At 67.8% G+C, this 13,533-nt stretch carries 13 protein-coding genes; 9 read left to right on the top strand and 4 right to left on the bottom strand.

The window, feature by feature from the left end:
- Positions 1 to 4: 4 nt before the first annotated feature.
- Positions 5 to 880, bottom strand: coding sequence for a branched-chain amino acid ABC transporter permease (locus Q8S38_RS12500; protein ID WP_305680747.1), 876 nt, complete (start codon positions 878 to 880; stop codon positions 5 to 7).
- Positions 881 to 1,051: 171 nt separating this feature from the next.
- On the bottom strand, positions 1,052 to 2,314 hold the full coding sequence (locus Q8S38_RS12495; RefSeq protein ID WP_305680746.1) for an ABC transporter substrate-binding protein: 1,263 nt from the start codon (positions 2,312 to 2,314) through the stop codon (positions 1,052 to 1,054).
- Between the two features lie 107 nt (positions 2,315 to 2,421).
- On the opposite strand from Q8S38_RS12495, the gene Q8S38_RS12490 reads away from it, so the two are divergent.
- From Q8S38_RS12490 to Q8S38_RS12450, 9 genes are all read left to right on the top strand, one after another.
- Entirely contained in the window at positions 2,422 to 3,177 is a 756-nt protein-coding gene (locus Q8S38_RS12490) for a GntR family transcriptional regulator (protein WP_305680745.1), read from the top strand.
- A gap of 14 nt (positions 3,178 to 3,191) precedes the next feature.
- Positions 3,192 to 3,968 carry an SDR family oxidoreductase gene (locus tag Q8S38_RS12485; RefSeq protein WP_305680744.1) on the top strand — a complete coding sequence of 259 codons (777 nt, stop codon included), beginning with the start codon at positions 3,192 to 3,194 and terminating at the stop codon, positions 3,966 to 3,968.
- A 229-nt stretch (positions 3,969 to 4,197) separates the two neighbouring features.
- Positions 4,198 to 5,307, top strand: a complete 1,110-nt coding sequence (locus Q8S38_RS12480; protein ID WP_465247597.1) for an ABC transporter ATP-binding protein — start codon at positions 4,198 to 4,200, stop codon at positions 5,305 to 5,307.
- 25 nt (positions 5,308 to 5,332) lie between these two features.
- Positions 5,333 to 6,352: an extracellular solute-binding protein gene (locus Q8S38_RS12475; protein ID WP_305680742.1), complete on the top strand. Its 1,020-nt coding sequence runs from the start codon at positions 5,333 to 5,335 to the stop codon at positions 6,350 to 6,352.
- Positions 6,353 to 6,370: 18 nt separating this feature from the next.
- Positions 6,371 to 7,234 (top strand): ABC transporter permease, encoded by an 864-nt coding sequence (locus Q8S38_RS12470; protein ID WP_291824322.1) that lies wholly within the window; start codon positions 6,371 to 6,373, stop codon positions 7,232 to 7,234.
- A 164-nt stretch (positions 7,235 to 7,398) separates the two neighbouring features.
- Positions 7,399 to 8,217, top strand: coding sequence for an ABC transporter permease (locus Q8S38_RS12465; protein ID WP_305680741.1), 819 nt, complete (start codon positions 7,399 to 7,401; stop codon positions 8,215 to 8,217).
- Between the two features lie 133 nt (positions 8,218 to 8,350).
- Complete coding sequence (locus Q8S38_RS12460; protein ID WP_305680740.1) at positions 8,351 to 9,259, top strand: allantoinase PuuE; 909 nt, start codon at positions 8,351 to 8,353, stop codon at positions 9,257 to 9,259.
- Positions 9,260 to 9,373: 114 nt separating this feature from the next.
- Positions 9,374 to 10,228, top strand: a complete 855-nt coding sequence (locus tag Q8S38_RS12455; protein ID WP_305680739.1) for an NHL repeat-containing protein — start codon at positions 9,374 to 9,376, stop codon at positions 10,226 to 10,228.
- Between the two features lie 2 nt (positions 10,229 to 10,230).
- The gene (locus Q8S38_RS12450; RefSeq protein ID WP_305680738.1) at positions 10,231 to 11,769 is read left to right on the top strand and encodes an amidohydrolase family protein; all 1,539 of its coding nucleotides are present in this window, start codon (positions 10,231 to 10,233) and stop codon (positions 11,767 to 11,769) included.
- Between the two features lie 178 nt (positions 11,770 to 11,947).
- Here the strand turns inward: Q8S38_RS12450 and Q8S38_RS12445 are convergent, their stop codons facing one another.
- Together Q8S38_RS12445 and Q8S38_RS12440 are read right to left on the bottom strand one after the other, a co-directional pair.
- On the bottom strand, positions 11,948 to 12,604 hold the full coding sequence (locus Q8S38_RS12445; protein WP_305680737.1) for an aspartate/glutamate racemase family protein: 657 nt from the start codon (positions 12,602 to 12,604) through the stop codon (positions 11,948 to 11,950).
- Positions 12,604 to 13,512 (bottom strand): polysaccharide deacetylase family protein, encoded by a 909-nt coding sequence (locus tag Q8S38_RS12440; RefSeq protein WP_305680736.1) that lies wholly within the window; start codon positions 13,510 to 13,512, stop codon positions 12,604 to 12,606. The genes Q8S38_RS12445 and Q8S38_RS12440 overlap by 1 nt, the downstream gene beginning before the upstream one ends.
- Positions 13,513 to 13,533 lie beyond the last annotated feature (21 nt).

The raw sequence follows: 13,533 nt of genomic DNA, 5'->3' as shown, positions 1-13,533 counted from the left end.
GTCCTCACTCGAAACGCTGGATGCGTTCGCCGAACAGGCCGCGGGGCCGGAACAGCAGGACGAGCAGCATCATCAGGTAGATCACGGCGGTCGACCATTGCGTGTAGCCGAGACCGATGGTGATGCCCTTCACCAGCCCGACCATCAGCGCAGCCACCACCACGCCCCAGAACGAGCCCAGGCCCCCGATGACGACGACGACGAAGGCGGGGGTGATGATCTCCTGCCCCATGGCGGGATGGATCGAATAGATCGGCGCCAGCAGAACGCCGGCCAGCCCCGCCAGCCCGATGCCGATGCCGGCGACCGCGACCATGTAGGGTTGCAGCGAAATGCCGAGCGCGCCGACCATGTCGGGATTCTGAACGCCGGCGCGCACGACGCGGCCGAAGGCGGTGCGCTGCAGCAGGAACCAGAGGCCCAGTACGCAGGCCGCGGCGATCAGGAGCAGCATCGCCCGGTAGCGCGAATAGATGAAGTCGCCGATGAAGATCTGGCCGCGCAGCGCCGGCGGGATCGAGAAGGACAGCGGTGGCGCCCCGAAGATCATCCGCAGCGACTGCTCGGCGACCATGGCGAGCCCGAAGGTCAAAAGCAGCGAGAGGATCGGGTCCGAGCGGTAGAAGCGCTGGAACAGCCCGCGCTCGACGACGATGCCGATCAGAGCGACCAGCACCGGCGAGACCACCATGGCACCGCCGAAGCCGATATGCGGGGCCAGCACGATCGTGAGATAGGCGCCGATCGCATAGAAGGCGCCATGCGCCAGGTTGACGATGCCGCCGAGCGAGAAGATCAGCGACAGGCCGAGCGCGATCAGGAGGTAATAGACCCCGTCGAGCAGCCCGTTCAGCACCTGCTGGATGAAGAGGGTGAGCAAGGAATGACTTCCGGTCGGACATGGAGGCTAGGAAACGCGCGGTCATCCCGGGCGGAGCGAAGCGGAGACCCGGGATCCATGCCTGAACGGTTCAGGAATGGATCCCGGATCGGCGCCGCTTCGCGGCTTGTCCGGGATGACGGCGCGGGTGTCAGGGGCGAATAAGCCCGATCAGCTCATCTTGCAGACGGCCTCGTCGCCGCTGGTGGCGATGACCTCCATGTCCTCGTTGGGGCCGGGCACGGCGGCCGAGGAGGTGAAAAGATCCCACGGGTTCTTGACCTGCGCGGCCGGCAGCGCCGTGATCGTGTACATCTCGCTGATGAGCTGGTGGTCGGAGGCGCGGAAATAGCCCGGCCGGCCCTTGAGCACGTCGAACTTCGCGCCCTTCTCCCAATGCTCCAGGATCTTGGCCGTCTCGGTCGATTTCAGCTCGTTCATCGACTGCGCCATGATCTTCACGGCCATGTAGTCGCCCCAGGCCTGGTTTTCGGGCGGCTTGCCGTATTTCTTGGTGAAGGCAGCGACGAAAGCCTTGGTGCCGGGGGTGTCGATCAGATGGTGCCAGACGCAGGGCCAGATGCCGGCGAAATTGTCCTTGCCGGCGGCCCAGGCCAGCGCCGTGTCGAAGCCGAAGCCCGCGACCGGGAAGGTCAGGCCGAACTCCGAATACTGCTTCAGGAAGTTGGTGATCTGATTGCCGGCGAGGTTCGAGATCACGAGATCGGGCTTGGCGGCGCGGATTTCGAGCAGCAGCGCGGAGAAGTCGGTCGCGTCGGTCGGCACCAGCTTGTCGGCGGCGAACTGGCCGCCATTGGCCTCCATGAAGCGCTTGGCGACCTTCAGCAGGTCATGGCCGAAAGCGTAGTCGGCGGTGAGCGAGAACCACTTCTTGCCCTTCACCAGCCCCTGCGCCATCAGCGAGCGGCCGCAGCTCTTCACATACATCGAGTTCTGGTGCTCGACATGGAACATGTAGCGGTTGCAGCTCTCGCCGCGCAGCGCGTCGGAATTGCCGCCGGTGTTGACGAAGAGCGTCTTGTTGCGCGCCGCCACCTGCGAAATCGTCAGGCAGGAGGCCGAGGAGATCTCGCCGAGGATGCAGGTGACCTTGTCGCGCTCGATCATGCGCTCGGCCTTGGTCGAGGCGGTCTGCGGATTGACCGAATCCTCCTTGAGCGCCTCGAGCTTGCGGCCGTTGACGCCGCCCGCCGCGTTGATCTCCTCGACCGCGAGATCGACCGCCATCACGCCATATTCGCCGAGCGGGCCGAGAAAGCCCGTCCGCGGCGTCAGATGGCCGAAGCGGATCGCGTCGGGCGTCTGCGCCAGGATGAGCGAGGGGCTGGCGATCAGGCCGGCGGCGGTGCCGGCGCCGAGTCCGGCCAGCGCCTGCCGGCGCGAGAGTCGGGTCGTCTTCAACAGGTCTGACATGGACGTTCCTCCCAGAACGAGTGCCGCGCCGTTGGGGCGTCGGCGGATGGTGTTTAGCGGTCTGATGCCGCTTGTCGTGATCTGTGATCACAGTTAGGTTGGCAGACATGAACGCCGCTGTCCAGCCCTTGCGAACCGCCTCCGAGCGGTCGGCTCCCCCGGGGGAGACCGACGCCTCGGCGCTCGACGCCATCGGCGCGCTGCCGCGCGAGACGCTGGGCGAGCGCGTCACAGGCGAGCTGCGCACGCTGCTGGTTGCGGGCCGTCTGGCGCCCGGCGAGAAGCTGTCACTGCGCCGCGTGGCCGAGGCGCTGGGTGTCTCGATGATGCCGGTGCGCGAGGCGGTCAGCCGGCTCGCGGCCGATGGCGCGCTCGAGGTGCTGCCCGGCCGGGCGGTGCGCGTGCCCGTGCTCTCGCTGGCGCAGTTTCGCGAGCTGACGCGGCTGCGCCTCGTCGTCGAGGGCTTCGCGGCGGAGGAGGCGGCGCGGCAGGCGACGCCGGCAGATATCGACCGGATCGTGGCTTTTGATGCGGCCTTTCGCCAGGCGGCGAGCGCCGATCCGCCCGACAGCGCCGCGGCCGTCGCCGCCAATCGCGACCTTCATTTCGCGCTTTACGAGGCGGCCGCCATGCCGAGCCTGATCGAGATGATCGAGCGGCTCTGGCTCAAGGCGGGCCCGATCCTCAATCTCGACATGCGCCACGAGCCGCGCCGGCTGGAAGGCGGCAGCGCCATGCAGGCCCATGCCCGCCTGCTGGAGGCCGTGCGCCGCCGGGACGCGCCGGCCGCCCGCGCGGCGCTCGAAGACGACATCGCGGCCGCCGCCGCGCATATCGCGGAAACGGGCCAGCTTCGGGCCTGACGGGGAGAGACGCAATGGATCTGCAGATCGAGGGGCTGCGCGTGCTGGTGACGGCCGGCGCCAACGGCATCGGCCGCGCCACGGCGCGCGCCTTCGCGGCCGAGGGCGCGAAGGTCCATATCTGCGATGTGGATCGCGCCGCGCTAGCCGACATGGCGAAGAGCGATCCGGCGATGACGCAGTCGGTCTGCGACGTCTCCGACCGGGCCGCCGTCGCGCGGCTGATGGAGGAGGCGCTGGCGGCGCTGGGCGGGCTCGACTGCCTGGTCAACAATGCCGGCATCGCGGGCCCGACGGGACGCGTCGACGAGATCGCCCCCGAGGACTGGGATGCTTGCGTCGCCATCGACCTCACCGGGCAGTTCAACTGCACCAGGCTCGCCGTCCCGCATCTCAAGCAGTCGACAAACGCCTCGATCGTCAATCTCTCCAGCCAGGCCGGCAAGCACGGCTTCCCGCTGCGCTCGCCCTATGCCGCGGCGAAATGGGGCGTCATCGGCTTCACCAAGGCGCTCTCTGCCGAACTCGGCGAATTCGGCATCCGCGCCAACGCGATCTGCCCCGGCCTTGTCGAGGGGCCGCGCATCCAGAGCGTCATCGCCAACAAGGCACGCAGTTTCAACGTCTCGCATGAAGAGATGACGCAGCGCCTCTTCGCCGGCGTCTCGATCAAGCAGTTCGTCGATCCAGCCGACATCGCCAAACAGATCGTCTTCCTCGCTTCGCCCTTCGCCAAGACGATCTCGGGACAGGAGATCTCGGTCTGCGGCGACACCCGCATGCTGGCTTGAGCGCATAGAGCGGGGTCGCCTGATAGGGCTTGCTTGAATTTAAGGCATTCGCTCGCAAAGCGGGCGAATTGGCCCGGGGACGGGAGAGATATCGAGGCAGAAGGCCGCGACGGCAGCGTCCCGCCCTCGAAAGGCGTCCGGCGATCTGCGACGGGATCTGCGGAATCCGGTTGGCATGGCAGTTGCTCACGAGGCGGCTCTGGCCCGCCTGAGGATCGTCGCCATCACGATGTCTGCGCCTGCCCCTTCCGCGACCATGTCCGCCCAGCCGCTGACGCTCGACGGCATCACGCACAGCTATGGCGGCGGGCTGGCGGTCGACAACGTCACGCTCGAGGTCAAGGGCGGCGAACTGGTCGCGCTGCTCGGCCCCTCCGGCTGCGGCAAGACCACGCTGCTGCGGATCGTCGCCGGCTTCATCCAGCAGGGCAACGGCAAGGTCCTGATCGATGGCCGCCCGATCGACACCCTGCCGCCCAACCGCCGCGAGATCGGCATCGTCTTCCAGAACTACGCGCTGTTCCCGCATATGACGGTGGCCGAGAACATCGCTTATGGGCTCGCCGCCCGCGGCGAGAGCCGCTCCGTCCAGACGCAGCGTGTCGAGGAGATGCTCGCCACCGTGCAGATGGCGGGCTTCGGCGACCGCAAGCCCAAGCAGCTCTCCGGCGGGCAGCAGCAGCGTGTCGCGCTGGCACGGGCACTGGCCATGCGGCCGCGCATCCTGCTGCTCGACGAGCCTTTCGCGGCGCTCGACAAGAACCTTCGCCTCGACATGCAGATCGAAATCAAGCGACTGCAGCGCCAGTTCGCCCTGACTGCGATCATGGTCACGCACGACCAGGACGAGGCGATGGCGATCGCCGACCGCATCGCCGTGATGAGCCAGGGCAAAATCGAGCAACTCGGCACGCCGGTGCAGATCTATGACGAGCCCGCCACGCTCTTCGTCAACAGCTTCATCGGCTCGAGCAACCTGCTGAGCGGGCAGATCGCGGCGCCTGTCGAGGGCGGCTACGCGGTGACGCTGGGCAACGGCGCCGCCTGGACCGTGCCGTCCGCCGCCCGCTTCGCGCCGGGCCAGCCGGTTCTCGTCTCGGTCCGTCCCGAGCAGATGCGGCTCGCCGACGAAGCCGGCGAGGGCCGTTTCCCGGTCGAGCTCAAGCTGAGCCTGCCGATCGGCGGCGAACTGATCCATGACGTCACCAGTGCCGATGGCAGCTCGCTGAAGATTGCCATGTCGCGCCGTCCCGGCATGGCCTCGGGCCGCTCGGGCACCGCCTATTGCGGGCTCGCCGACCACGCCCGCCCCGTTCTCTTTCCCGCCTCTCAACCCTGATCCGGAGCCCATGCCGATGACACAGATGAACCGTCGAGATCTCCTGGCCGGCGCCGGCGCGCTCGGCCTGGCGTCGCTCCTGCCGCTGCGCGCCAGCGCCTCCGGCAGCCTCACCGCCGCGATCTATCCCGGCACCTGGGAGGAGGCCTATCGCGGCGTCGTCGCGCCTGCGCTGAAGAAGAACGCTGGTGTCGACGTCGCCTTCGACGCGCTGTTTGCCGTCGATCAGGTCGCCAAGGTGCGCGCCGCGCGCGGCGTGCCGCCCTTCGACTGCTTCGTGCTCGATCCCGGCCCGGCCGCGGCGGCGCAGGCCGCCGGCCTGTTCGAGCCGATCGACCCCGCCAAGCTGACCAATGCCGCGAAGGTGCCCGCGGGCCTGATCAAGTCGCATGGCGTGACCTGCAACGCCCAGGTCGTCGGCATCGCCTACAACCCCAAGAAGTTCGCGACCCCGCCCAAGGGCTGGGCCGACCTGTTCAAGAGCCCCTATGTCGAGCGGCTGGGCCTCACCGGCTTCCAGACCACCTTCGGCACGGTCTCGATCATCGAGATGGCGAAGGTCTTCGGCGGCTCCGCCACCAATGTCGAGCCGGTCTTCGCCGAGCTGAAGAAGGCTGTGTCGAAGGCGGCCGCGGTCGCCGCGCCCGCCGCCATGCCCGGCCTGTTCCAGCAGGGGCAGATCGACATCATGTATACCAACACCAACACGGTCGCGACGCTGAAGGGTCGTGGCGTCGATATCGAGTTCATCAAGCCCGAGACCGGCGCGATCACCTTCCAGACCACGCTGCACATCGTGAAGGGCGCCGACAACGTCGCCAACGCCTACAAGTACATCGACACCGCGATCTCGTCGGATGTTCAGGCCGAGCTGCAGAAGCAGCCCTACAACATGGTCCCGATCAACAAGGACGTGAAGCTGGTCGAGACGCTCGACATCAAGTCGCTCGACGAACTGGCGACGATGGTCACGCATGACTGGACGGTGATCAACCCGCAGCGCGCCGCCTGGATCGAGCGCTTCAACAAGGAAATCACCAAGTAGGACGCCACGATGGCAGGCATGGCTGCAGCGGCCGCCGGGAGCGGTGGTGTTCCGGGGGCCAGGGTCGACTGGCGTCTCGCGGCGCCGCTCGGCCTGACCTATCTCGCCTTCTTCGCAGCCCCCTTCGCGATCCTGCTCGGCATCAGCTTCTATGCCGATGCCGAGCAGACGCGGCTGGGGCTCGATTCCTGGACCAAGTTCTATGGCGATGCCTTCTACCGGAAGGTGATCTTCGACACGCTCAAGCTTGGCGTCTTCGCCGTGCTGGCGACGACGCTGCTCGCCTATCCGCTCGCGCTGGTCTTCCGGGCGTCGAGCCCGCGCGTGCAGCGGCTGCTGATCTTCATCATCCTGATGCCGCTCCTGACCTCGGTCGTGATCCGCACCTTCGCCTGGATCGTCATCCTGGCGCGCGAGGGCGTGCTCAACCAGACGCTGATCGGGCTCGGGCTGACCTCGACCCCGCTCAATCTGCTGCAGACCGAACTCGGCCTCGTCATTGCGCTGACGCAGATCGAGATGCCGCTGATGCTGCTGCCGCTTCTGACCATCATGAACCAGATGGACCAGAACCTCGTCGATGCCTCGCGCGCGCTCGGTGCCTCGAAATGGCGGACCTTCTTCCGGGTGATCCTGCCGCTGACGCTGCCGGGCTGGATCGCCGGTGCGACGCTGGTCTTCGCCTCGGCGACCACCGCCTTCATCTCGCAATCGGTCATCGGCGGCGCGCGGCTGGTCTATTTGCCCTCGCTGATCTGGCAGCAGTCCATGGTGGTCTACAACTGGCCCTTCGCGGCGGTCGCCTCGCTGACGCTGCTCTTCACCGTGCTGGCGGGCATCATGGCGCTCGGCTGGCTCGGCCGCTTCGCCAGGACGAGCTGATGATTGTGATGATCCTGCACAGCTGTCTTTCCGGGGCATCGCGCAGCGATGAACCCGGAATCCACGACGGGGCGAGCCGAGAGACAACCTGCACGATTGACCCAGTCGTGGGTTCCGGGTTCGCGCCTGTGGGCGCGCCCCGGAATGACAAGGGGGAATAGGCCATGCAGCGCTCCACGCTCGGTGACGTCGGCTATTCCTGGATCATCGGCCTGCTCGCGGGGCTGGGCATCCTGATCCTGATCGGGCCGGTGCTGGTCGTGATCGCGACCTCCTTTACCACCTCGCAGACGCTGAAATTCCCGCCGCCCGGCCTGTCGCTGCGCTGGTACGGCGAATTGTTCAACCCGGCCCGCTCGGCCCAGATTCACACGGCAGCGCTCAACAGCCTCTGGGTCGCCGCCCTCGCCACCGCCATCGGCGGCGTGCTCGCCGTGTTCGCGGCGCTGGCGATTTCACGGGTCGCGCGGCCCTCGGCGCGCGTGCTGGAGGCGAGCTTCCTGTCGCCGCTGGTGCTGCCGACGCTGTCCTACGGCCTGGCCGCGCTGATGTTCTTCTCCGTGCTCGGCATCAGGCCCTCGCTCAACCTGCTGATCGCGGGCCATCTCGTGGTGATCGCGCCCTTCGTCTTCCGGACCACGCTGGCGAGCCTGTCGCAGCTCGATCCGGCCCTGCTCGAGGCCTCCGCCAATCTCGGCGCGAGCCGCCTCTATGGCTTTCGCCGGATCACCCTGCCGCTGATCGCGCCGGGCATCGCGGCGGGCTGCTTCCTCGCCTTCATCTCCTCGATGGACAATGTCCCGGTCTCGCTCTTCCTCTCGACCGCGCGCACGGCCATGCTGCCGATCCGGATGTGGGGGATGATGGAGACGACGCTCGACGTCCGCATCGCCGCCATTGCCGGCGTGCTGATCCTCGCGACGCTGATCCTGATGATCGTGATGGACCGCCTGACCGGCCTGACGCGGCGGATGAGCGGGTGAGGCTTCGCACGGCGATATGGCGCGTCATGCTCGGGCTCGCCCCGAGCATCTCTTGCCGGAGATTCTCGGGTCTGCGCTTCGCTCCGCCCGAGAATGACGTGTTCGGTAGAATGCCTGCGGGATGGAGGCTGACATGACATACGACCGCGACCTCATCGGCTACGGCGCCAACCCGCCCAACCCGCAATGGCCGGGCGGCGCCCGCATCGCGATCAACTTCGTGATGAACTACGAGGAAGGCTCCGAGCCCTCGATCCAGGACGGCGAGGGCTACACCGAGCTCGGCCTGACCGAGGCGAACGGCCTGCCGACCGGGGTCAAGGGCCGCGACCTCGCCGGGGAGGGCATGTTCGCCTATGGCAGCCGCGTCGGCTTCTGGCGGCTGATGCGGCTGTTCCAGGAGCGTGGCCTGCCGATGACGGTGTTCGGCTGCGCGCTCGCCATCGAGCGCAACCCCGACGCCGCGGCCGCGATCCGGGCTTCCGGTTTCGACGTCTGCTGCCATGGCTGGCGCTGGATCAAGCATTACGACCTGACGGAGGCCGAGGAGCGCGAGCATATCGCCAAAGCGATCAGGTCGCTCGAAGCCACGGTCGGCGAGCGTCCGCTGGGCTGGTACTGCCGCTATGGGCCGAGCGTGAACACCCGCAAGCTGATCGTGGAGGAGGGCGGTTTCCTCTATGATTCCGACGCCTATGACGACGAGTTGCCCTATTGGAAGGTGGTCGACGGCAAGCCGCACCTCGTCGTGCCCTACTCGCTCGTCAACAATGACGGCAAGTTCGGCTCGGGCTTCTTCGGCACCTCGAACGACTATTTCGACTGGCACAAGGATGCCTTCGACATGCTCTATGCCGAGGGCGCGACCCAGCCCAAGATGATGTCGGTCGGCCTGCACATGCGCCTGATCGGTCACCCGGCCCGCGCCGCCGGCCTCGCGCGCTTCCTCGACTATGTCCAGAAGCACGAGAACGTCTGGGTGACCGGCCGGCTCGATATTTCGAAGCACTGGGCGAAGACGCATCCTTTCCAGCCGGCCTGACGCGCGTCATGCTCGGGCTTGACCCGAGCATCTCCTGCCGGAGATTCTCGGCTCTTCTCTGCGCTCCGGCCGAGAATGACGCCGGGCGCAGCCCTTTCACGATAGGATGCCCCCTTGCCCAAGCCCGATTTGATCGTCGCCCTCGGCGATGCCCGCTACCTGATCGAGCGGCCCTTCGGCTCCTGGCCGCAGAATGCCGGCTTCGTCACCGATGTGACGGTCGACGCCCGCGGGCACATCTTCGTCATGCTGCGGCACGACCCGCTGACTCAACCCGACGATCCGCGCGTCGTCGAGCTGTCGGCAGAGGGGGAGTATCTCGGCGGCTGGGGCGGCGACCTGATCGCCGATTCCCACATGCTCACCGTCGATGCGCAGGGGCGTCTCCTCTGCGTCGACCGCGACATGCATGAGATCGTCATCTGCTCGGCGAGCGGCGAGCGCCTGGGCGGCCTCGGCCAGCGCGGCGAGCCGCTTTCGCCCTTCAACCATCCGACCGACGTGCATGTTTCGGCCTGGGGCGACATCTATGTCGCCGATGGCTATGCCGCGAGCCGCATCCACCGCTTTTCGGCCTATGGCGTCCATCTCCACAGCTGGGGAGAGCACGGCTCGGGCGAGGGCCAGTTCGGCTGGCCGCATGCGCTCTGGACTCATGCCGATGGCCGTGTCGTCGTGGTCGACCGCACGTACAACCGCGTTCAGGTCTTCGACCGCAACGGCCAGCACCTCGCAACCTGGAGCCATTTCCGCGACCCCGTCGCGATCTGGGGCGACGAGGACGGCAACACCTATGTCACCGACACCCAGCCGACCCTGCAGAAGATCGGCCCTCATGGCGAGCGCCTCGGCCGCTGCCGGCCGTTCCTCAATGGCGCGCATGGCATCTACGGCATGCCGGGCGGCGACATCCTGCTCGCCGAGAGCAATCCGAGCCGCCTGACGCGGCTGCGGCTGCTGGACGAGTAGGCATGACCACACAGATCATCTGGGGCGGGACGCTCCTCACCGGCTTCGACGCCGCAGGCGAGCCGGTCGTCCTGCAGGACGCCGGTGTCGCCTGCGAGGGCGGCATCATCGTCGCGACCGGGCCGCTCGCCGATCTGAAGGCGGCCTATCCCGAAGCGACCGTGACCGGCGGGCGCGAGTTCGCGATCACGCCGGGCTTCGTCAACGCGCATCACCATGTCGGCCTGACGCCGCTGCAGCTCGGCTCGCCCGACCACCCGCTGGAACTCTGGTTCGCCAGCCGCATCGCGCTGCGCGATGTCGATCTCTATGCCGACACGCTGTTCTCGGCCTTCGAGATGATCGAGAGCGGCGTCACCACCGTGCAGCACCTCCACAGCCGCGCGCCGGGAACGCCGGCCGACATTCTCGCCGCCGCCGAGAAGGTCATCAGTGCTTATCGCGACATCGGCATGCGCGCCTCCTATTCGATGGCGCTGCGCGACCAGAACCGGCTCGTCTACGAGGCCGACCAGGATTTCGTCGCCCGCCTGCCCGAGGAGCTGCGTCCGGCGGCCAGAGCCTTCTTCCAGCGCTTCACCGTGCCGCTCTCCGACCAGGTCGCGGTCTTCGACGAATTGCTGTCGCGCCATGGCAACGGTGACCGAATCCGCATCCAGATCGCGCCCGCCAACCTGCACTGGCTCTCGGAGGAAGCCCTCGACGTTACCGGCGAGCTGCAGCGCCGCACCGGGCTGCCGGTCCATATGCATGTGCTGGAGACGCCCTATCAGAAGGCCTATGCCCGCAAGCGCACGGGCGGCTCGGCGCTCGCCCATCTCGACCGGCTCGGCCTGCTCGGCCCGCATTTCACCATTGGCCACGGCGTCTGGATGAGCGAGGCCGATATCGAGCTCGCCGCCGATCGTGGCGTCTGCATCTGCCACAATTGCAGCTCGAATTTCCGGCTGAAAAGCGGTGTCGCGCCGGTCAACCGCTTCCTCGCCCGCGGCATCCCCGTCGCCATCGGCATCGACGAGGCCGGCATCAACGACGACCGTGACATGCTGCAGGAGATGCGGCTCGTCCTGCGCGCCCATCGCGAGCCGGGCATCGACGCACCCCATCCCTCGCCGGCGCAGGTGCTGCGCATGGCGACCGAAGGCGGCGCGCGCACGACGCCTTTCGCCGGCCGCATCGGCCGTCTCGAGCCCGGCATGGCCGCCGATCTCGTGATGTTCGACTGGCCGGCGGTGACCTATCCCTATCAGGACGATGGCCTCGGCTTCGTCGAGGTGCTGGTCCAGCGCGCCAAGGCGAAGGCCGTCCACAGCGTCATGATCGCCGGCGAATTCGTCTATCGCGAGCGCCGCTTCACGAGGCTCGACCGGGATACCGTTCTGGCCGGCCTCGCCGAGGCGCTGGCGAAGCCGAAGACGCCGGCCGAGCAGGACCGCATCGCCCTCTCGCAGGCGCTGCTGCCGCATGTCCGGCGCTTCTATGACGGCTATCTCGACGGGCAGGGCGACGAGCCCTACTACCGCCCGAGCGGGCGCTTCTGACGGGCTCACCTGCTGGGGTACCGGGCTCAGCGATCGCGGCCGTCATCCTGGGCGGCCGAAGGCCAACCGGGATCCATCATCGAGCGCAGTCGGAGCCCTATGATGGATCCCGGCCTGCGCCGCTGCGCGGCCGGTCCAGGATGACGGTGGAGGTTAGGCCCGCCACCTGGGATGAAGCTCAATGCCCCCGCGAAACCCGCTTCTGCGCCAGCCGCACGGCCGCGGGGATCGGCGCGATCACCGGCACCGAGAAGCGCAGATTGAGTGATTGCGCCGCCTGGCCGAGCGGGCCGCCGCCGATCACCAGCGCCTGCGCCCCCATCGTCTCGATCGCCTCCGCGCAGGCTTCGGCCAGCGCCTCCACCAGCGTGGCGTGATCGGCCATGATTGCATGGACGTCGCCCTTGGTCAGCGCGACGCCCCGGAACGTCTTCTCATGGCCATAGGCCTGTGCCAGCCCGGTGATCGAGCCGACGAGATCGGGCGTCGTCGTCACCACCGCGAAGGGCCGCCGGCCCGCTCCGGCCTCGGCCATGCCGGCCTCTGCGATGCCGGTGACCGGGCAGGAGAGGCGCAGCCGCAGCGCCGCCAGGCCGGGATCGCCGAAGGCGGCAATGATGACGCCGTCGGGCGGCGCCGTGGTGATCGCCCCCGTCAGCGCCTGCACAGCCTTGGCCGACTGGGCCAGTGCCTCTTCGTTGGTGATGAGCGGCACGCCATAGGGCGCGCTCATGGCGTCGATGACGGTGCCGGCCGATGCCGTGGCCTGGGCGATGCCGCGCATCATGCTGGTGGTGCCGGCATTGGTGTTGGGGTTGATCAGCAGCAGGCGCATCAGGGGCTCTCCGGCACGGCAGCGATGAAGGCTCGCGCAATCTCGGCGCGGCCCGCGATCCAGAGTCGGTCGCGCCGGGCCGCCAGCAGGTTCATGATGTCGCGAAAGGCGGCGAAGCGCGCCGGGCGCCCGACGATCCGCAGGTGGAAGCCGAGATTGAGCAGCCGCGGCAGGCCGCGCGCGGCCTCGGCCTCCAGCACGTCGAGCGCGTCGGTGACGTACTCGACCATCTCGCGGGCTCGGACGAAGCCGTTGGGGTGGAAGAACTTCATGTCGTTGCTGTCGAGCGCATAGGGCACGACGAGCAGAGGCGGGCGCCCCGGTGCGCGATCCCAATAGGGCAGGTCGTCGTCGAAGCCGTTGGAGGTGTAGAGAAAGCCCCGCTGTGCCAGAATCTCCCGCGTCCAGGGGCTCTCCCCGCCACGGCAGAAGAAGCCGACAGGCGCGACCCCCGTCGCGGCCGTGATGGTGGCGACACAAGCGTCGATGTCGGCGGCCTCCGCCTCGGCGGTTTCGTAGTCGGCATGGGGCCGCCAGCGCCAGCCATGCACGGCCGGTTCATGGCCGCGCGCCACCACCGCCTTCGCCAGCGCGGGCGAGCGTTCGACCGCGCGGCCGCAGAAGAAGATCGTCGCGCGGATGGCGCTGTCGTCGAGCGCGTCGAGCATGCGCCAGAGCCCGGCGCGCGTGCCATAGCCGAAGATCTGCTCCTGGCCCTGGTCGCGCTTGCCGGCGGGGACGACGCTGATCACCTCGCCCGTGCTCTCCGAGCGCGCATCGCCGTCGCCGACCTGAAGCTCCGCACCCTCCTCGAAATTGATCACGACCGAGACGGCAAGCCGCCGGCCATTCGGCCAGGAGAAATCCGGCCAGGCGCCGGCATAGCCTTCGAGGTCGCGGTGGGTCATGGCTCAAAGTCCCCGATGCCA

It is taken from the genome of Allobosea sp. (genome assembly GCF_030695125.1).
Taxonomy (GTDB): Bacteria; Pseudomonadota; Alphaproteobacteria; order Rhizobiales; family Beijerinckiaceae; genus Allobosea.
This window is presented reverse-complemented; position numbering and strand designations above follow the sequence as displayed.